19 protein-coding genes are annotated in these 18676 nt (G+C 74.3%); 9 read left to right on the top strand and 10 right to left on the bottom strand.

The window, feature by feature from the left end; translation table 11 throughout:
* The first annotated feature begins 148 nt into the window (after window positions 1-148).
* Window positions 149-1729: a histidine ammonia-lyase gene (gene hutH, locus H0S66_RS04440; RefSeq protein ID WP_179614324.1), complete on the top strand. Its 1581-nt coding sequence runs from the start codon at window positions 149-151 to the stop codon at window positions 1727-1729.
* Complete coding sequence (gene hutU / locus H0S66_RS04435) at window positions 1726-3396, top strand: urocanate hydratase (RefSeq protein WP_179614323.1); 1671 nt, start codon at window positions 1726-1728, stop codon at window positions 3394-3396. Before hutH ends, hutU begins: the two co-directional genes overlap by 4 nt.
* A 125-nt stretch (window positions 3397-3521) precedes the next feature.
* Here the strand turns inward: hutU and H0S66_RS20030 are convergent, their stop codons facing one another.
* From H0S66_RS20030 to H0S66_RS04415, 6 genes are all read right to left on the bottom strand, one after another.
* Complete coding sequence (locus tag H0S66_RS20030) at window positions 3522-3875, bottom strand: acyl-CoA dehydrogenase family protein (protein ID WP_219633617.1); 354 nt, start codon at window positions 3873-3875, stop codon at window positions 3522-3524.
* Complete coding sequence (locus tag H0S66_RS20025) at window positions 3872-4240, bottom strand: hypothetical protein (protein WP_219633616.1); 369 nt, start codon at window positions 4238-4240, stop codon at window positions 3872-3874. The genes H0S66_RS20030 and H0S66_RS20025 overlap by 4 nt, the downstream gene beginning before the upstream one ends.
* Window positions 4213-4458: an acyl-CoA dehydrogenase family protein gene (locus tag H0S66_RS20020; RefSeq protein WP_219633615.1), complete on the bottom strand. Its 246-nt coding sequence runs from the start codon at window positions 4456-4458 to the stop codon at window positions 4213-4215. Before H0S66_RS20020 ends, H0S66_RS20025 begins: the two co-directional genes overlap by 28 nt.
* A 133-nt stretch (window positions 4459-4591) precedes the next feature.
* Window positions 4592-5563, bottom strand: coding sequence for an acyl-CoA dehydrogenase family protein (locus tag H0S66_RS04425; protein ID WP_179614321.1), 972 nt, complete (start codon window positions 5561-5563; stop codon window positions 4592-4594).
* Window positions 5560-6714 carry an acyl-CoA dehydrogenase family protein gene (locus H0S66_RS04420; RefSeq protein WP_179614320.1) on the bottom strand — a complete coding sequence of 385 codons (1155 nt, stop codon included), beginning with the start codon at window positions 6712-6714 and terminating at the stop codon, window positions 5560-5562. Before H0S66_RS04420 ends, H0S66_RS04425 begins: the two co-directional genes overlap by 4 nt.
* Window positions 6705-8297: a FadD3 family acyl-CoA ligase gene (locus H0S66_RS04415; RefSeq protein WP_276529359.1), complete on the bottom strand. Its 1593-nt coding sequence runs from the start codon at window positions 8295-8297 to the stop codon at window positions 6705-6707. The genes H0S66_RS04420 and H0S66_RS04415 overlap by 10 nt, the downstream gene beginning before the upstream one ends.
* An 84-nt stretch (window positions 8298-8381) precedes the next feature.
* Between H0S66_RS04415 and H0S66_RS04410 the strand changes: the two genes are divergently transcribed.
* The 4 genes from H0S66_RS04410 to H0S66_RS04395 are packed head-to-tail and all read left to right on the top strand — an operon-like array spanning window position 8382 to window position 12203.
* Entirely contained in the window at window positions 8382-9620 is a 1239-nt protein-coding gene (locus H0S66_RS04410; RefSeq protein ID WP_179614319.1) for an acyl-CoA dehydrogenase family protein, read from the top strand.
* The gene (locus tag H0S66_RS04405; RefSeq protein WP_179614318.1) at window positions 9617-10420 is read left to right on the top strand and encodes an SDR family oxidoreductase; all 804 of its coding nucleotides are present in this window, start codon (window positions 9617-9619) and stop codon (window positions 10418-10420) included. Before H0S66_RS04410 ends, H0S66_RS04405 begins: the two co-directional genes overlap by 4 nt.
* A gap of 12 nt (window positions 10421-10432) precedes the next feature.
* Window positions 10433-11035, top strand: coding sequence for a TetR/AcrR family transcriptional regulator (locus tag H0S66_RS04400; protein WP_179614317.1), 603 nt, complete (start codon window positions 10433-10435; stop codon window positions 11033-11035).
* 1 nt (window position 11036) lies between these two features.
* Window positions 11037-12203, top strand: a complete 1167-nt coding sequence (locus H0S66_RS04395) for an acetyl-CoA C-acetyltransferase (protein WP_179614316.1) — start codon at window positions 11037-11039, stop codon at window positions 12201-12203.
* A 125-nt stretch (window positions 12204-12328) separates the two neighbouring features.
* On the opposite strand, the gene H0S66_RS04390 is transcribed toward H0S66_RS04395, so the two are convergent.
* From H0S66_RS04390 to H0S66_RS04375, 4 genes are read right to left on the bottom strand one after another with little or no spacing between them, the layout of a single operon-like run.
* Entirely contained in the window at window positions 12329-13396 is a 1068-nt protein-coding gene (locus tag H0S66_RS04390; protein ID WP_179614315.1) for an NAD(P)H-dependent flavin oxidoreductase, read from the bottom strand.
* Window positions 13393-14169, bottom strand: coding sequence for a CoA-transferase subunit beta (locus tag H0S66_RS04385; RefSeq protein ID WP_179614314.1), 777 nt, complete (start codon window positions 14167-14169; stop codon window positions 13393-13395). Before H0S66_RS04385 ends, H0S66_RS04390 begins: the two co-directional genes overlap by 4 nt.
* Window positions 14166-15068 carry a CoA transferase subunit A gene (locus H0S66_RS04380; protein WP_179614313.1) on the bottom strand — a complete coding sequence of 301 codons (903 nt, stop codon included), beginning with the start codon at window positions 15066-15068 and terminating at the stop codon, window positions 14166-14168. Before H0S66_RS04380 ends, H0S66_RS04385 begins: the two co-directional genes overlap by 4 nt.
* Window positions 15065-15841: an enoyl-CoA hydratase family protein gene (locus H0S66_RS04375; RefSeq protein WP_179614312.1), complete on the bottom strand. Its 777-nt coding sequence runs from the start codon at window positions 15839-15841 to the stop codon at window positions 15065-15067. The genes H0S66_RS04380 and H0S66_RS04375 overlap by 4 nt, the downstream gene beginning before the upstream one ends.
* Before the next feature lie 89 nt (window positions 15842-15930).
* On the opposite strand from H0S66_RS04375, the gene H0S66_RS04370 reads away from it, so the two are divergent.
* The 3 genes from H0S66_RS04370 (at window position 15931) to H0S66_RS04360 (ending at window position 18488) form a co-directional block, all read left to right on the top strand.
* Window positions 15931-16689: an SDR family oxidoreductase gene (locus H0S66_RS04370; RefSeq protein WP_179614311.1), complete on the top strand. Its 759-nt coding sequence runs from the start codon at window positions 15931-15933 to the stop codon at window positions 16687-16689.
* A gap of 75 nt (window positions 16690-16764) precedes the next feature.
* Window positions 16765-17649 carry an SDR family oxidoreductase gene (locus H0S66_RS04365; RefSeq protein ID WP_179614310.1) on the top strand — a complete coding sequence of 295 codons (885 nt, stop codon included), beginning with the start codon at window positions 16765-16767 and terminating at the stop codon, window positions 17647-17649.
* Window positions 17646-18488: a 2-keto-4-pentenoate hydratase gene (locus tag H0S66_RS04360; RefSeq protein WP_179614309.1), complete on the top strand. Its 843-nt coding sequence runs from the start codon at window positions 17646-17648 to the stop codon at window positions 18486-18488. Before H0S66_RS04365 ends, H0S66_RS04360 begins: the two co-directional genes overlap by 4 nt.
* The last annotated feature ends 188 nt before the right edge of the window (window positions 18489-18676 follow it).

The raw sequence follows: 18676 nt of genomic DNA, 5'->3' as shown, positions 1-18676 counted from the left end.
GGGGCCCAGGCTGCGCAGCGGCCCTGGCACGACCCTCGGGCCCACCTGGGAGGCACCTGTCAGTCCTCGGCGCCTGGGTCTCGCATCCGAGACACCGGTGCCCGCCCGACCCCTTCCGGGACGCCGGGCGCGGTCGGAGCATGGACCCATGCAGCAGCACACGAGCCCCACCGCCGCCCCGCCCTCGGCGACCATCACGCTAGGCGTGGGTCCCGTCAGCCCGCAGGAGCTGGTGGCGGTCACCCGCGGGGGCGCCGGGGTGCACCTGGGACAGGACGCGGTGGAGGCGATCCAGCGGGCCCGCGCGGTGGTCGAGGAGCTGGCCGCGGCCAGCACGCCGGCGTACGGCATCTCGACCGGGTTCGGCGCCCTGGCCACCCGCCACATCCCCACCGACCTGCGCGCCCAGCTGCAGCGCTCGCTGGTGCGCTCGCACGCGGCCGGGTCGGGGCCCGAGGTCGAGGCGGAGGTGACCCGCGGGCTGATGCTGCTGCGGCTCTCGACGCTGGCCACCGGCCACACCGGCATCCGCCTGGAGACCGCCCAGCTGCTGGCCGACCTGCTCACCCACCGGATCACCCCCGTGGTCCACGAGCACGGCTCGCTGGGCTGCTCGGGAGACCTCGCGCCGCTCTCGCACTGCGCGCTGGCGCTGATGGGGGAGGGCATGGTGCGCGACGCCGCCGGTGCGCTCGTGCCCGCCGCCGACGCGCTGGCCGCCGCGGGGCTGCGCCCGGTCGAGCTGGCCGCCAAGGAGGGCCTCGCGCTGATCAACGGCACCGACGGGATGCTCGGCATGCTGGTGCTGGCGATCGCCGACCTGCGGGTGCTGCTGCGCACCGCCGACATCGCCGCGGCCATGTCGGTCGAGGGCCAGCTCGGCACCGACCGGGTCTTCGCCGCCGAGCTGCAGGCCCTGCGCCCGCACCCCGGCCAGGCAGCCTCGGCCGCCAACCTGGTCCGGCTGCTCGACGGCTCGGCGATCATGGCCTCCCACCGCGGGCCCGACTGCCACCGCGTGCAGGACGCCTACTCGCTGCGCTGCTCGCCGCAGGTGCACGGCGCCGCCCGCGACACCCTCGAGCACTGCGACCTGGTCGCCTCGCGCGAGCTGGCCAGCGCCGTCGACAACCCGGTGGTGCTGGCCGAGGAGGGACGCGTGGAGTCGAACGGCAACTTCCACGGCGCCCCGGTCGCCTACGCCCTCGACTTCCTGGCCATCGTCGCCGCCGACGTCGCCTCGATCAGCGAGCGGCGCACCGACCGCTTCCTCGACAAGGCCCGCAACCACGGGCTGCCGCCGTTCCTGGCCCACGACCCGGGCGTCGACTCCGGGCTGATGATCGCGCAGTACACGCAGGCCGCCGTCGTCTCGGAGATGAAGCGCCTGGCCGCCCCGGCCTCGGTCGACTCCATCCCCTCCAGCGCCATGCAGGAGGACCACGTCTCGATGGGCTGGTCGGCCGCGCGCAAGCTGCGCCGCGCCGTCGACGGGCTCACCCGGGTCGTGGCCATCGAGGTCCTCACCGCGGCCCGCGCGCTCGACCTGCGCGCCCCGCTGGAGCCCTCGCCCGCCACCGCAGCGGTCGTGGCGCTGCTGCGCGACGCCGGGGTCGAGGGCCCCGGCCCCGACCGCCACCTGTCCCCGGAGATCGAGACCGCCGTCGGTCTGGTCGCCTCCGGCGCCGTCCTGGGCGCCGCCGAGTCCGTGATCGGAGAGCTCGCATGACCAACCACCGCCTGCCCGTCCACGCCGCCACCGGCACCACCCTCAGCGCCCGCTCCTGGCAGACCGAGGCGCCGCTGCGGATGCTGATGAACAACCTCGACCCGGCCAACGCCGAGCGCCCCGAGGACCTCGTCGTCTACGGCGGCACCGGCAAGGCGGCGCGCAGCTGGGCGGCGTACGACGCGCTGGTCCGCAGCCTGCGTGACCTCGCCGACGACGAGACCCTGCTGGTGCAGTCGGGCAAGCCCGTGGGCGTGATGCGCACCCACGAGTGGGCGCCGCGGGTGCTGATCGCCAACTCCAACCTGGTCGGCGACTGGGCCAACTGGGAGGAGTTCCGCCGGCTGGAGGACCTCGGGCTGACGATGTACGGGCAGATGACCGCCGGGTCGTGGATCTACATCGGCACCCAGGGCATCCTGCAGGGCACCTTCGAGACGTTCGCGGCGGTCGCCGACAAGAGGTTCGGCGGCACCCTGGCCGGCACCATCACCCTCACCGCCGGGCTCGGCGGCATGGGCGGGGCGCAGCCGCTGGCGGTGACCATGAACGACGGGGTCGTGATCTGCGTCGAGTGCGACCCCGCGCGCATCGAGCGGCGCATCGAGCACCGCTACCTCGACGTGCGCGCCGACTCCCTCGACCACGCCCTCGAGCTGGCCGTCGCCGCGCGCGACGAGCGCCGCCCGCTCTCGATCGGGGTGCTCGGCAACGCCGCCGAGGTGCTGCCCGAGCTGCTCGAGCGGGGTGCCCCGATCGACGTCGTCACCGACCAGACCTCCGCGCACGACCCGCTCTACTACCTGCCCGCCGGGGTGGCCTTCGAGGACTGGGAGCGCGAGCGCACCGCCGACCCCGCCGGCTTCACGAAGGCCGCGCAGGCCTCGATGGCCGCGCACGTGCGGGCGATGGTGGGCTTCCAGGACGCCGGCGCCGAGGTCTTCGACTACGGCAACTCGATCCGCGACGAGGCCCGCAAGGGCGGCTACGACCGCGCCTTCGAGTTCCCCGGCTTCGTGCCCGCCTACATCCGCCCGCTCTTCTGCGAGGGCAAGGGCCCGTTCCGCTGGGCCGCGCTCTCGGGCGACCCCGCCGACATCGCCGCCACCGACAAGGCGATCCTCGAGCTGTTCCCCGCCGACGAGAAGCCGGAGTACGAGCGGCTGCACAAGTGGATCACCATGGCCGGTGAGCGGGTCGCCTACCAGGGCCTGCCCGCACGCATCTGCTGGCTGGGGTACGGCGAGCGGCACCGCGCCGGGCTGAGGTTCAACGAGATGGTCGCCAACGGCGAGCTCAAGGCCCCCGTGGTGATCGGGCGCGACCACCTCGACTGCGGCTCGGTCGCCTCGCCCTACCGCGAGACCGAGGCGATGCTCGACGGCTCCGACGCGATCGCCGACTGGGCGCTGCTCAACGCGCTGGTCAACACCGCCTCGGGCGCCACCTGGGTCTCGATCCACCACGGCGGCGGGGTTGGCATGGGCCGCTCCATCCACGCCGGGCAGGTGTGCGTCGCCGACGGCACCGACCTGGCCGCGCAGAAGATCGAGCGGGTCCTGACCAACGACCCCGCCATGGGCGTGATCCGCCACGTCGACGCCGGCTACGACCGCGCCGTCGAGGTGGCCGAGGAGTGCGGCGTACGGGTACCGATGCGGGACTGACGGCCGTGGGGCCCGCGGCGGGAGTTTCATCGGGTCCCCGATGGACCTCCTGCCGGGACGATGAAGGTTCATGGTTGCGGCGACAGGTCCATCGGGTACCCGATGAAACTCCCTCGCGGCCGCGCTCAGCCCAGGACGGCGCGCCGGTGCTCGTGGGCCTGCCCGAAGAGCTGGCCCAGCGCGTGGGCGCGCTTGAAGAGCAGCTGGGCGTCGTGCTCCCAGGTGATCGCGATCCCGCCGTGCATCTGCACGGTCTCGGCCGCCACCTGCTCGAGCGCGTCGGAGCACCACGAGCCGGCGCTGGCCGCCAGCCGCGGGGCGTCGGGCGCGCCGACCGAGACCGCGTACGCCGCCGCCCACGCGATCGAGCGCGCCGTCTCGACGAGCACCAGCATGTCGGCCATCCGGTGCTTGAGCGCCTGGAAGGAGCCGATCGGGCGCCCGAACTGCACCCGCTCCTTCGAGTAGGCCACCGTCATGTCGAGCCGCGCTGGGCGCCGCCGACCTGCAGCGCGGCGACCCCGACGGTGCCGACCAGGTGGGCCCGGGCCAGCGCCGCGGTGGCGTCGGCGACGACGGGCGTGGCCTCGACGTCGTCGAGCCCGAGCGTGGCCAGGCGCTGGGTGGTGTCCATCGCGGGCGTGCGGGTGCGGGTCAGGCCGGTCGTCGCCGGGTCGACCTCAAAGAGCGCCACGCCCTCCTCGGTGCGGGCCGCGACCAGCAGCACCTCGGCGACGTCGCCGAGGAGCACCGGCCCCACCGTGCCGCTGAGCCGCGACCCGACCGCGGCGCACGGCTCGGTGCGACCGGGGCCGGTCAGCCCGGCCCAGGCGAGCGTGGCCACCTCGCCGGCGGCGACCCGCGGCAGCAGCCGGGCGCAGGCCTCGGCGGACCGCTGGCGAGCAGCGTCTCGGCGACCACGAGGGAGGCGAGCAGCGGGCTGGGCGCCAGGCAGCGCCCCAGCTCCTCCAGCACCACGCAGGTCTCGAACGCCGAGGCCCCGGCCCCGTCGTGCTCCTCGGGCACCGCCAGCGCGGCCACCCCGACCTGCTCGCAGAGCACCTGCCACAGGGCGGGGTCGTGGCCGGCCGGCGAGTCGGCCGCGGCGCGGACGGCGCCGCTGTCGCCCGCCTGGCCAGCAGCGCGCGCAGCGTGGCGGCGAGCTCGGTCTGCTCCTCGCTGAGCCCGAGCTCCATCAGGACACCGCCCCGCGCTCGGCGACGAGCGCGGCCAGCACCCGGTCGCGGTGGAACGCGGTGGTGCCCCAGGCCGCGACGAGCGCGCGCACCTTGGTGATCCACAGGCTCAGGTCGAGCTCGAGGGTGTAGCCGATCGCGCCGTGCGCCTGGAGCGCCACCCGCGAGGCCAGGTACGCCGCGTCGGCGGCGGCCAGCTTGGCGGCCGAGACGTCGCGGCAGAAGGTGGCCGGGTCGGCCAGCGCCGCGCCGTGCACCAGCGGGCGGGCGAAGTCGAGGGCGATCCGCACGTCGGCGAGCCGGTGCTTGACTGCCTGGTAGGAGCCGATCTCGCGGCCGAACTGCCGGCGCTGCTTGACGTAGGTGACGGTGTCGGCGAGGAGTCGTTCGCCCGCACCCAGCAGCTGGGCGGCGGTGGCGAGCGCGGCGGTGTCGAAGGCGCGACCGAGGTCGCCGGCGCCCGCCTGGGGCGCCCCGTCGGGGGCGAGCGTGAAGAGGCGGCGGGTGCGGTCGACCGAGGTGTGCCGCTCGCCGGCGCTCGCGCCCACGAGCCCGCCGTCGACGACGGCGTACAGGTGGTCGGCGACGTCGGCGTCGAGGGCGTGGGGCACGTGCGGGGCCAGGGCGACGCTGCCCACCGCCCCCTCGGCCAGCGCCTCGACGACCGGGCCGTCCCCGAGCAGGACCGGCAGGAACGCCACCGACTCGACCCACGGCCCCGGCACCGCGTGGCGGCCCAGGGCCTCGAGGACCAGCACCATCTCGACGGGGCCCGCACCCATCCCGCCGGCCTCCTCCGACACCAGCAGCGCGCTCACGCCCTGCTCGGCCAGGCGCCGCCACAGCGCCAGGCCCGGGCCGGTGTCGTCGGCGGCCCAGGCGCGGGCGACACCGACGGTGCCGGCCGCGCCCAGCAGCCGCTCGAGCGAGCCGGCGAAGTCGTCCTGCTCGGGCGTGGGCACGAACCTCATCGACCGGTTCCCTTCGGCTCGCGGGGCAGGCCGAGGATGCGCTCGGCCACGATGTTGCGCTGGATCTCGTTGGTGCCGGCGTAGATCGGCCCCGACAGCGAGAAGAGGTAGCCGTCGAGCCAGGCGGAGTCGACCTCCGAGGCCGGGCCGAGCAGGTCGAGGGCGCTCTCGTGCAGCGCGATGTCGAGCTCGGACCAGAAGACCTTGTTGACCGAGCCGGCGGCTCCCATGTCGCCACCCCCGGCCAGCCGGGTCACGGTGCCCCAGGTGTAGAGCCGGTAGGCCTGCGCCCGGACCCAGGCGTCCACGACGCCCGCGGCGGCCGAGGGCACCTCCTCGCCGTGCTCGCACCACAGGCCCACGAGCCGGTCGGCGGCGGCGCAGAACCGGCCGGGGGAGCGCAGCGAGAGCCCGCGCTCGTTGCCGGCGGTGCTCATCGCCACCCGCCACCCGTCGCCGGGTGCGCCCAGCACGTCGGAGTCGGGCACGAACACGCCGTCGAGGAAGATCTCCGCGAAGCCCGGCTCACCGTCGAGCTGCGCGACCGGGCGCACGGTGACGCCCTCGGCGTCGAGCGGGAAGAGGAAGTAGGTCAGGCCCGCGTGCCGCTGGGCCTGCGGGTCGGAGCGGAACAGCCCGAAGCCCCAGTCGGCGTACGACGCCCGCGACGACCAGGTCTTCTGCCCGTCGAGCACCCAGCCGCCACGGGCCTCGTCGCGCCGCGCGGTCGAGGTCAGCGAGGCCAGGTCGGAGCCCGCCCCGGGCTCCGACCAGGCCTGCGCCCACACCTGCTCGCCGGTGGCCATCGAGGGCAGGAAGCGGCGCTGCTGCTCGGGGGTGCCGTGCTCGAAGAGGATCGGGGCCAGCAGGAAGATCCCGTTCTGGGAGACCCGGCCGGGTGCGCCGGCGCGGTAGTACTCCTCCTCGAAGACCACCCACTCGACCAGCGAGGCGCCGCGGCCCCCGAGCTCCTCGGGCCACGACACGACCGACCAGCGCGCCTCGGCGAGCCGGGCCTCCCACTCCTGGTGGGCGCGGAAGCCCGCCTCGGTGTCCATCGACGGCAGCGGGGTCGTCGGCACGTGCGCGGCCAGCCACGCCCGCGCCTCGGCCTGGAAGGCCCGCTCGTCGTCGCTGAGCGTCAGGTCCATCGGTCGTCCTTCGTCGTCGTGCGGGCTCGCAGCTCGGCCTTGAGCACCTTGAGGGAGGCGTTGCGGGGCAGCTCGTCGACGAGCTCGACGTGGCGCGGCACCTTGAAGTTCGCCAGCCGCTCGCGCAGGAACGCCTCGACGTCGTCGGGGGTCAGGTCGTGGCCGGCCCGGGCGACGACGTACGCCGCCCCGACCTCGCCCATCCGCTCGTCGGGGACCCCGACCACCGCGGCCTCGACCACGCCGTCGAGGCGGGCCAGCACGGCTTCGACCTCGGCGGGGTAGACGTTGAAGCCGCCGCAGATGTACATGTCCTTGAGCCGGTCGGTGATGCGCATGTTGCCGTCGGCGTCGACGGTGCCGAGGTCGCCGGTGTGCAGCCAGCCGTCGGGCTCGACCGCCTCGGCGGTGGCCTCGGGGTCGTCGAGGTAGCCCAGCATCACCATCTCGCCGCGCAGCTGGATCTCGCCGACCTCGCCCGGGCCGAGCGCGGCGCCCGACTGCGGGTCGACGACCCGCATCTCGACCCCGTCGACGACCCGGCCGTTGGTGGTGCCGATGACCTCGTCGGGGTCGCCGGGGCGGCACATCGTGGCGACCACGCACTCGGTCATGCCGTAGGCCGGGACGACCAGCTCGAAGGAGAGCTCGTCGAGCATCCGCTCGATCAGCCGCGGCGGGATGCTGGCCGAGCCCATGTTGGCCAGCCGCAGCGACGAGGTGTCGGTCGTGGGGAACGACGGCGACTCCAGCAGCGAGTGGAAGATCGTCGGGGCGCCGGGGCAGATCGTGAGCCGCTCGCGCTCGATCATCGCGAGCACCCGCTCGGTGTCGAACGCCGCCACCGGGTGGAGCGCGCAGCCGGTCAGCAGGCTCGAGACGATGCCGACCTTGTAGCCGTAGGAGTGGAAGAACGGGCTGATCACCAGGTAGCGGTCCTCGGCGGTGACCCGGCAGGTGCTGGTCCAGCGCTCGGCGGCCAGCAGCGTCTGGCGGTGCGCGGTCAGGACCCCCTTGGAGCGCCCGGTGGTGCCGGAGGTGAAGAGGATGTCGGCGACGTCGTCGGGCCCCACGCCCGCCACGCGTGCGTCGAGGTCGGCGTCGGTGACCTGCGCGCCCAGGCCCGCGAGGTCGTCGTACGCCGTGGTGGAGGGCGGGGCCTCACCGTCGCCGACGACCACGACGGCCGCCTGCTCGTCGAGCCCCGGCAGCGCGGCGCGCAGCTCGGCCACCTGGGAGCGGCCCAGGAACCCGTCGGCGACCACGCAGACCCGGGCCCGCGAGCGGGCCACGACGTCGGCGACCTCCTCACCGCGGTAGCGGGTGTTGACCGGCACCAGCACCCCGCCGGCGTACGTCGTCGCGAGGCCGGCGACCACCCAGCGCCAGCTGTTGGGCGCCCACACGCAGACCCGGTCGCCGGGGCGCAGGCCCAGGGCGAGGTAGCCGCGGGCGGCGGCGCGCACCGCCTCGTGCAGCTCGGCGAAGGACAACGACGTCTCGCCGTCGACCACGGCCGGGCGCTCGGGGTGCTCCCGGGCGACCGCCCGGAGGGCCGCGGGCATGGTCGGGGGGTGGGCCACCGGGGCGCTCCTCTTCTCGGGCTGACCTGGACCAAACAAGTGCTTGGTAGGCTACCGTAGCGCCTGGTCGCTGAGAGGAGAACCATGGACCTGAGCTACTCCGCCGAGGAGCAGGCCTTCCGCACCGAGGTGCGCACGTGGCTCGGCGACCACCTCACCGGCGACTTCGCCGCGCTCAGGGGCCTCGGCGGCCCCGGCCGCGACCACGAGGCCCACGACGAGCGGCTGGCCTGGAACCAGCACCTCGCCGCCCACGGCTGGACCGCGCTGGGCTGGCCGGTCGAGCACGGCGGCCGGGGCCTCAGCCTGATGCAGCAGGTGATCTTCCACGAGGAGTACGCCCGCGCCGACGCCCCCGCCCGGGTCAACCACCTCGGCGAGGAGCTGCTCGGGCCCACCCTCATCGCGTTCGGCACCCCCGAGCAGCAGCAGCGCTTCCTGCCGCCGATCGTCGCGGCCACCGAGCTGTGGTGCCAGGGCTACTCCGAGCCCGGCGCCGGCTCCGACCTCGCCAACGTCCAGACCCGCGCGCGCCTCGAGCCCGGTCCCGACGGCGAGCAGTGGGTGGTCGACGGGCAGAAGGTGTGGACGTCGCTGGCCCACCTCTCCCAGTGGTGCTTCGTCCTGGCGCGCACCGAGCCCGGCTCGCAGCGCCACGAGGGGCTGTCGTTCCTGCTGGTGCCGCTCGACCAGGAGGGCGTCGAGGTGCGCCCGATCGATCAGATCACCGGCGGCTCGGAGTTCAACGAGGTCTTCCTCACCGGCGCCCGCACCGACGCCGCGATGGTCGTCGGCGAGCCCGGCCGCGGCTGGGGCGTGGCGATGGGCCTGCTCGGCTTCGAGCGCGGCGTCTCGACCCTGGGCCAGCAGGTCGGCTTCGCCCGCGAGCTCGAGACCGTCGTCGAGCGCGCCCGCGCCAACGGCTCGTACGACGACCCGGTGCTGCGCGACCGCCTCGCGCAGGCCACCGTCGAGCTCGAGGTGATGCGGGTCAACGCGCTGCGCGGGCTCTCCGCGGTCACCGCCGGCTCCGACTCCGCCGCCGGCGGCGGGGCCGCCTCGATCGCCAAGCTCGTCTGGGGCGGCTGGCACCGCCGGCTCGGCGAGCTCGCGATGCAGGTCGCCGGCGCCGACGGGCTCACCGCGCGCGGGGCGGCGTACGACCTCGACCCGCACCAGCGGCTCTTCCTCTTCAGCCGCGCCGACACGATCTACGGCGGCAGCGACGAGGTGCAGCGCACCATCCTCGCCGAGCGGGTGCTCGGCCTGCCCCGCGAACCCCGACCCACGACCCCGACCACCTCGACGCAGGGAGCCCGATGACCGCCGAACGCCCCGAGCAGCCGGTGCCCGACTACGTGCCCGGCCACGACCTGCTGGCCGGCAAGGTCGTGGTGGTCACCGCCGCGGCCGGCGCCGGCATCGGCGCCGCCGTCGTGCGCCGCGTGCTGGAGGAGGGCGCGCGTGCGGTCGTCTTCAGCGACACCCACGCGCGACGGCTCGCCGAGGCCGAGGAGGCGCTGGCCGCCGAGTTCGGCGCCGACCGGGTGCGCCAGCAGGTCTGCGACGTCACCGACGAGGCCCAGGTCGCCGCGCTGCTCGACGTGGCCGACGGGCTCGGCGGCGTCGACGTGATGATCAACAACGCGGGCCTCGGCGGCACCGCCTCGGTGCTCGAGATGACCGACGAGCAGTGGAGCCGGGTCCTCGACATCACCCTGACCGGCACCTTCCGCTGCGTGCGCGCGGCCGGGCAGCGGATGGTCGCCGCCGGCACGCGCGGCGTCATCGTCAACAACGCCTCCGTCATCGGCTGGCGCGCCCAGGAGGGCCAGGCGCACTACGCCGCCGCGAAGGCCGGGGTGATGGCGCTGACCCGCTGCTCGGCCGTCGACCTGGCCCCGCACGGCATCCGTGTCAACGCCGTGTCGCCCAGCCTGGCGATGCACCCGTTCCTGGCCAAGGTCACCTCCGACGAGCTGCTCCACGAGCTCAAGCAGCGCGAGGCCTTCGGCCGCGCCGCCGAGCCGTGGGAGGTCGCCAACGTGATGGTCTTCCTGGCCAGCGACTACGCCTCCTACATGACCGGCGAAGTCGTCGCCGTCTCCAGCCAGCAGGCCTAGGAGACTGGACCCATGAGCACCGAGCCGTCCACCGCCCCCACCCGTCGTACCGAGCTGCTGGGGATCGCGGCCGGGCTCTTCGCCGAGCGGGGCTTCAAGAACACCACGGTGCGCGACATCGCCGAGGCCTCCGGCATCCTCTCGGGCAGCCTCTACCACCACTTCGACTCCAAGGAGTCGATGGTCGACGAGATCCTCTCGACCTTCCAGGAGGAGCTCTTCGCGGCGTACGACGCCGTGCTGGCCAGCGACGACGACGCGCGCACCAAGATCGACCGGGCGGTGCGGCTGTCGTTCGAGGCGATCGACCAGCACCCGCACGAGGTCGCGATCTTCCAGAACGACGCCGGCTACCTCGGCGGCTTCGAGCGCTTCGGCTACCTCGCCGAGCGCAACGCCCAGTCGCGCGGGGTGTGGGTCGCGCTGCTCACCGAGGGCGTCGAGAGCGGGGCGCTGCGCGACGACCTCGACATCGAGCTCACCTACCGCTTCATCCGCGACACCGTCTGGGTGGCGGTGAAGTGGTACCGCCCCGGCGGGAAGCACAGCCACGTCGAGATCGCCGACCAGTACCTCACGATCCTGCTCGACGGGATCTCCACCGAAAGGCCCTGACATGCCCGAGTCCTACATCATCGACGCCGTGCGCACCCCGGTCGGCAGGCGCGGGGGAGCCCTGGCCGGCGTGCACTCCGCCGACCTGGCCGCGCACTCGATCGCCGCGCTGGTGCGGCGTACCGGGATCGACGCCGGCGCCGTCGACGACGTGGTCCTGGGCTGCTGCGACACCATCGGCTCGCAGGCCGGCGACGTGGCGCGCACCGCCTGGCTGGTCGCGGGCCTGCCCGACCACGTGCCGGGCGTGACCATCGACCGCCAGTGCGGCTCCTCGCAGCAGGCGGTGCACTTCGCCGCGCAGGGGGTCATGTCCGGCACCCAGGACCTCGTGGTCGCCGGCGGCGTGCAGAACATGTCGGCGATCCCGATCTCCGCGGCGATGCTGGCGGGGCAGCAGTACGGCTTCTCGACGCCGTTCGCCGAGTCGCCCGGGTGGCAGGCGCGGTACGGCGACCAGGAGGTCAGCCAGTTCCGCTCGGCCGAGATGATCGCGGAGAAGTGGGACATCAGCCGCGAGGAGATGGAGGCCTTCGCGCTGGCCTCCCACGACCGCGCCCGCACCGCCATCGCCGAGGGCCGGTTCAAGGACGAGATCGAGCCGGTCACCCTGCCCGACGGCACCGTCGTGGACACCGACCAGTGCCCGCGCGAGACCTCGCTGGAGAAGATGGCCGGCCTGCAGCCGCTGGCTCCCGGGGGCCGGATCACCGCGGCGGTCGCCTCGCAGATCTGCGACGGGTCCGCGGCGCTGCTGCTGGCCTCCGAGGCCGCCGTGGCCCAGCACTCGCTGACCCCGCGGGCGCGGGTGCACCACCTCTCGGTGCGCGGCGACGACCCGGTGTGGATGCTCACCGGCCCGATCCGCGCCACCGAGCACGCGCTCGCGCGCACCGGCCTCGGGATCGACGACATCGACCTCTTCGAGTGCAACGAGGCCTTCGCCTCGGTCGTGCTGGCGTGGATGAAGGAGACCGGCGCGCCCCACGACAAGGTCAACGTCAACGGCGGCGGCATCGCCCTGGGCCACCCCATCGGCGCCACCGGCGCCCGCCTGATGACCACCATGCTGGGCGAGCTCGAGCGCACCGGCGGCCGCTACGCCCTGCAGACCATGTGCGAGGGCGGCGGCCAGGCCAACGTCACCATCATCGAGCGCCTGGGCTGACCCGGCCCATATCTCGCGCTGACCCGGCGCAGATCTCCCCCTGACCCGGCGCATGTCTGCGGCGCGGAGATTCGCGCCGGGTGGGCGTGAGATCTGCGCCGGGTGGGCGCGAGATCTGGGACTGGTCAGCGCAGGTGGGTGGCCGTACGACGCAGGCAGGCGACCGCCTCGGTGACGACGCGGTCGACGAGCTCCTCGCAGGTGGGCAGGTCGTCGAGGACGCCGACGACCTGGCCGGAGGCGAGGACGCCCGCGGAGGTGTCGCCGTCGACGAGGCCGGCCTTGAGCATCATCGGGGTGTTGGCGGCCAGGGTCATCTGGGCCAGCGTGCGGCCCTGGGTCTTCCTCATCGCCCGGCCGTCCCGGGCCAGGTCGAGCCACGTCATGCCGCTGGTGCGCTTGAACTCCAGGGTGCGGCGCACGGTGGGGCCCAGCCGCTTGACCGCGCTGGTCTCCTCGATCTCCTCGACCAGCGGGGTGCGCAGCATCCGGTGCGGCATCCCGTCGACCTTCGCGGTCACGACGGTGCCGTTGACGTCGTGGGAGAGGTAGAGCTCCTTGACCGCCTGCGGCACCGCGCTGTCGGCGGTGAGCAGGAAGCGGGTGCCCATCCCGATGCCGGCGGCGCCGTACGACAGGGCGGCCGCGAGGCCGCGGCCGTCGAAGAACCCGCCGGCGGCGACGACCGGGATGTCGACGGCGTCCAGCACCGTGGGCAGCAGCAGCGTGGTGGGCACCGAGCCGGTGTGGCCGCCGCCCTCGCCGCCCTGGATCATCACCGCGTCGGCGCCCCAGGAGGCGACCTTCTCGGCGTGGCGCGGCAGCCCCACGGACGGCATCACCACGATGCCGTGGTCCTTGAGCTTCTTGATCAGGTCCTGCTTGGGCGCGAGCGCGAAGGAGGCGACCCTGACGCCGTGCCTGATCAGCAGGTCGCAGCGGTCGGCGGCGTCGCCGGCGTCGGCGCGCAGGTTGACGCCGAAGGGCTGGTCGGTGCGGCCCTTGACCTCGACGATCGCCCGCTCGAGCTCCTCGTGGGTCATCGTGGCGCTGGCCAGGATGCCCAGGCCGCCGGCGTTGGCGGTGCCGCTGACCAGGCGCGGCCCGGCGACCCAGCCCATGCCGGTCTGCACGACCGGGTGGCGCACCCCGACCAGCTCGGTCAACGGGGTGCTCAGCTGCTGCTCGATCACGACGTCGCCTCCCGGACCACCGGCTTGACCTCGCGGTCGCGCAGCGTGCGGGGGTCGAGCACCTCGCGCACCAGCACGAGCTCCTCGGCCGTGGGGGAGCGGGTCTCGGGCACCTCGGCCGGCACCTCGAGCTCGAAGCCGGTGGCGGCGCGCACCTCGTCGACGCTCACGCCCGGGTGCACCGAGAGCAGCCGCACCGTGTCGTCGGCGCCCTTGACGTCGAGGACGGCGAGGTCGGTGACGATGCGGTGGATGTCGTTGTACCTCGCCGCCGCGGGGCCGGCCGCGGCCGCGCGGCGCGGACCCACGCCCGAGACGACGTCGACGGCCTCCACGAACACGCGCGGCGAGTGCCGCGGCACCCAGTACGACGTGCGGTTGTTGACGGTGTTGCCCGGCGCGCCGCGCGAGCCGAGCAGCTGGCGGGTCGGACGGTCGAAGTCGCCGATGGCGGAGATGTTCTGGTTGCCGTGCCGGTCGACCTGGGTGGCGCCCATCATCACGTGGCGCGGGCCGTTGGCGACGATGTCGAAGACCTTGCGGAAGGGGATCCAGCCCTCGACCACGTCGGCCTTGGCGAACAGCGGCGGCACCCCGGCCAGGAACAGCGACTCGCCGTCGGAGATGACCAGGTCGGGGTTGGAGGTGAGCTTGGCCAGGCGCACGCCCAGCATCGGCAGCATCCCCATCGGGCTGGCGAAGATCTCGCCGTCGTCGGCGAACGCGTCGGCGATCGCTGCGGCGCACACCTCGGCGCGGGTCGGCTCGCTCATGCCTGCTCCTCCTCGGCGAAGGCCGCGACCGCGGCCTGGTAGGCGTCCTCGTCGCCGGCGAGGAAGCGCTGCTCGAAGGCCGCCCAGTCCTCGTCGGAGCCCGACGCCGCGGCGGCGTACGCCTTCTGGAAGCGCTCGTCGCGCTCGTAGTCGGGGGTGCAGGTGGTGAAGTGCGCGCCGTGCGGGGTCTCGACGACGCCGGTGACGAGCATCCGGCTCAGCAGCAGCCGCTGCACCGGGGTGTCGACGGTCAGCCCGGCGGTGTCGACGACCTGCTCGACGCTGACGTAGGCGCGGTCGGCGGCCATGCAGAACAGGTCGTCGAAGTAGGGGTCGGGCCCCAGGTACGTCGCGTTGCCGTGCTTGTCGGCCCGGTTGAGGTGGACCAGCGCGACGTCGAGGCGCAGCGCCGGGACGGCCACCAGCTCCTCGTGCACGCCGTCGGGGTCGGCGTACGGGCTGGTGACCGTGGTGATGTCGGGGTTGTGCACCAGCACGTCGGAGCCGAGCCCGGCCCGCACCGGCAGGAACGGCAGCCGCTGGGCGGCCGCGCGCAGCCCGGTCTGGAACATGCCCTCGTCGAGCTCGACGACCTCGGGGACGGTGCCCTCCTGGCGAGCCTTCTGGAAGTTGGGCTCCAGCGGCACCGAGTCGAGGGAGACGAAGGCGTAGACGAGGCGGCGCACCTTGCCGGCGCGCAGCAGCAGGCCGACGTCGGCGCCGCCCCAGCTGACGATCGTCAGGTCCTTGAGGTCCGAGCGCAGGATGGCGCGCACCAGCGCCATCGGCTTGCGCCGCGGGCCCCACCCGCCGATCCCGATGGTCATGCCGTCGCTCAGCTCGGCGACGACCTCGTCGATGCTCATCCGCTTGTCGCGGGGGCTGCGCCCGGCGCTCATCGGCGTCCCGTCCCAGCCCGCTGGCCTGCCTTGTCGGTGCCCGCGAAGCCGTCGCGCAGCTCGTCGGCCACGCCGGCGAGGTTGAGCTCCATCGTGAAGCCCTGCTCGAAGCGGTAGCTCCTGTTGACGTCGACCGGGTCGATGCCGTTGAGGGCCTCCTTGGCCGCGCGGATGACCCGGGTGTCCTTGGCGGCGATCTCGCCGGCGACGGCCAGGGCGGCGTCGTCGAGCCGCTCGCGGGGGACGACCTCGAGGACCGAGCCGTGCTGCACCAGCTCGGCCGCCCTGATGGTGCGGGCGGTGAAGTAGAGGGTCCGCATCAGGTGCTGGGGGACCAGGCGGGCCATGTGGGTCGCGGCGCCGAGCGCCCCCTGGTCGACCTCGGGCACCCCCAAGTAGGCGTCCTCGCTGGCCACGACGCAGTCGGCGTTGCCGACCAGGCCGACCCCGCCGCCGAGGCAGTGCCCGTGCACGGCGGCGACGACCGGCACCGCGCACTCGTAGACGGCCTTGAAGGCGGCGTAGCAGCCCTTGTTCGCGCCGATCAGCGCGTCGAAGCCGGTGGAGTGCTGCATCTCCTTGATGTCCACGCCGGCGTTGAAGCCGCGGCCCTCGGCGCGCAGCACCACGACGTGGGTGGCCAGGTCGCGCGAGGCCTCGTCCAGCGCGGCGGCGACGTCGTACCAGCCCTGCACCGGCAGCGCGTTGACCGGCGGGTGCTCCATGGTGACGACGCGGACGCCGTCCTCGCGGAGCTCGGAGGTGATGCCCATGAAGTGCCTCTCCTGCAGACGACCTAGCATTTGCTTGGTACCCTAACACTTGCTTGGTCCGCCTCGCCCGCCCCGACCGAAGGACATCGATGAGCATCAGCCTCGACCTGACCGGCCGGGTCGCCCTGGTCACGGGTGGCAGCAAGGGCATCGGCCGCGCCATCGCCGAGACGTACGCCGCCGCGGGAGCCCGGGTCGTGACCTGCGCCCGGTCGGGGGCGGCGCCGCTGGCCGGCACCCGGCACACCACCTGCGACGTGCGCGACCCCGAGGCGGTCGAGGCGATGGTCGCGGAGGTCGCGGCCACCGAGGGGCGCCTCGACGTCGTGGTCAACAACGCCGGGGGCGCGCCGTACGCGCTGGCCGCCGACGCCTCGCCGCGCTTCCACGCCAAGGTGCTCGACCTCAACCTGCTCGCACCGCTGCTGGTCGCCCAGGCCGCCAACCGCGTGATGCAGGCCCAGGAGGGCGGCGGCGCGATCGTCACCATCTCCTCGATCAGCGCGCTGCGGCCCTCACCGGGCACCGCCGTGTACGGCGCCGCCAAGGCCGGCGTCGACTCGCTCACCGCCTCGCTGGCCGTCGAGTGGGCCCCGAAGGTGCGGCTCAACTCGATCAACGTGGGGCTGTGCCGCACCGAGCTCACCGACGACCACTACGGCGGCGACGCGCAGGTCGCCGCCATCGAGGCCACGATCCCGCTGGGCCGGATGGCCCGCCCCGAGGAGGTCGCGGCGGTCGCGCTCTTCCTCGGCTCCGACCTGGCCTCCTACGTCAGCGGCGCGACCATCGCCTGCCACGGCGGCGGCGAGCCGCCCGTCTTCCTCAGCGCCCTCGCCGGCGCCTGACCCCCGCCCGCCCCCCCCTCCACCTGACCCCCACCCGCCCCCGCACCAGGACCATCAGCAGCAAGGAGCACCACCGTGACGAAGATCCTCGGCGGCCGCGTCGCCGTCGTGACCGGCGCCGGGCGCGGCATCGGCCGCGCCCACGCCCTCGAGCTCGCCGCCCAGGGCGCCGCCGTCGTGGTCAACGACTTCGGCGTCTCGCTGTCGGGCGAGGGGGAGGACGCCGCGAGCCCGGCCGAGCAGGTCGTGGCCGAGATCGAGGCGGCCGGTGGCCGGGCGGTGGCCAACGCCGCCGACGTCGCCGACTTCGAGCAGGCCGAGGCGATGGTGCGCCAGGCGATCGACACCTTCGGCGGGCTCGACGTCCTCGTCAACAACGCCGGCTTCGTGCGCGACCGGATGCTGGTCAACACCTCCGAGGAGGAGTGGGACGCCGTCGTGCGGGTGCACCTCAAGGGCCACTTCGCGCCACTGCGCCACGCCGGCGCCTACTGGCGCACCGAGGCCAAGGAGGGGCGCCGGCGCGAGGCCCGCGTCATCAACACCTCCTCGGGCGCGGGCCTCCAGGGCTCGATCGGGCAGACGACGTACTCGGCGGCCAAGGCCGGCATCGCCGGGATGACCCTGGTCGCCGCCGCCGAGCTGGGTCGCTACGGGGTCACCGTCAACGCGATCGCGCCGGTCGCGCGCACCCGGATGACCGAGGGCGCCTTCGACACCTCCGCGATGCCCGACCCGGCCGACAACTCCCCGGTCGTGGCCTGGCTGGCCTCCGTCGAGGCCGGCGACGTGACCGGTCGCGTCATCGAGATCGAGGGCGGCAGGGTGACGGTCGAGAACGGCTGGACCCACGGCCCGGCCGCGGACCTCGGCCGGCGCTGGGAGAGCGCCGAGGTCGGCGACCGGTTGCGCGCACTGCTCGCCCAGGCCCCGCGCCCCGAGCCGGTGTACGGCGCATGAGCGGCGCCGACCACGAGGAGCCAGGCGGCCGGGCCGAGCAACCGCGCACCGACGTCGACGCCGCGACCGTCGCCGCCGCCGGCGACCGGCTGGTGCAGGCGCTGCGCAGCCTCACCCCCTGCGCGCCGGTGCGCGACCTGATCGGCGCCACCGACGTCGCGGCGGCCTACCTCGTGCAGGAGCACCTCAACGCCAGCCGGGCAGCGGCCGGGGCCCGGGTCGTGGGCCGCAAGATCGGGGCGACCTCGCAGGCCGTGCAGACCCAGCTCGGCGTCGACCAGCCCGACTTCGGCGTGCTCTTCGACGACATGGGCTTCGAGGACGGTGCCGACATCCCGCTCGAGCGGCTGCTGCAGCCGAAGGTCGAGGCCGAGGTGGCGTTCGTGCTGGGCGAGGACCTCGCCGAGGGCCCCCTCGACGTCGCGCAGGTGCGGGGCGCGGTGGCGCACGCCGTGGCCGCCATCGAGATCGTCGACTCGCGCATCGCGGGCTGGGACATCTCCTTCGCCGACACCGTCGCCGACAACGCCTCCTCGGGCCTCTACGTGCTCGGCTCGCAGCGGCGCACGCTCGACGAGGTCGACCCCGTGGGGGTGACGATGTCGCTGCGCATCGACGGTGCGGAGGTCTCCACCGGCACCGGGGCGGCCTGCCTGGGCGACCCGCTGAACGCGGTCGCCTGGCTGGCCCACCAGGCCCGGCTCTTCGGCGCGCCGCTGCGCGCCGGGCAGGTCGTGCTCTCGGGCGCGCTGGGCCCGATGCGCCCCGTCGAGGCAGGCTCCACGGTGGTGGCCGAGATCAGCGGTCTGGGCAGCGTCACCGCCCGCTTCGCCGGCTGACCCGCGCCGGCCGCACGCCGGCGTCGTACCCCAGACGGGTGACGCGCCGCACGGCGATGCGCCGCCTCGTCGGGGCGCGCGGTACCGTGGAGGGGCAGCCGGGTGCAGATCCGGCTGCGACCAGCACCGATCCCGGCACCGACGCCGTCGTCGCGGGCCCACGGACCTCGAGGCTCATCTCCACGATC

Source organism: Nocardioides marinisabuli (genome assembly GCF_013466785.1).
Classification (GTDB): domain Bacteria; phylum Actinomycetota; class Actinomycetes; order Propionibacteriales; family Nocardioidaceae; genus Nocardioides; species Nocardioides marinisabuli.
The sequence above is the reverse complement of the archived record's forward strand: the minus strand, read 5'-3'. Positions and strand labels throughout refer to the sequence as shown.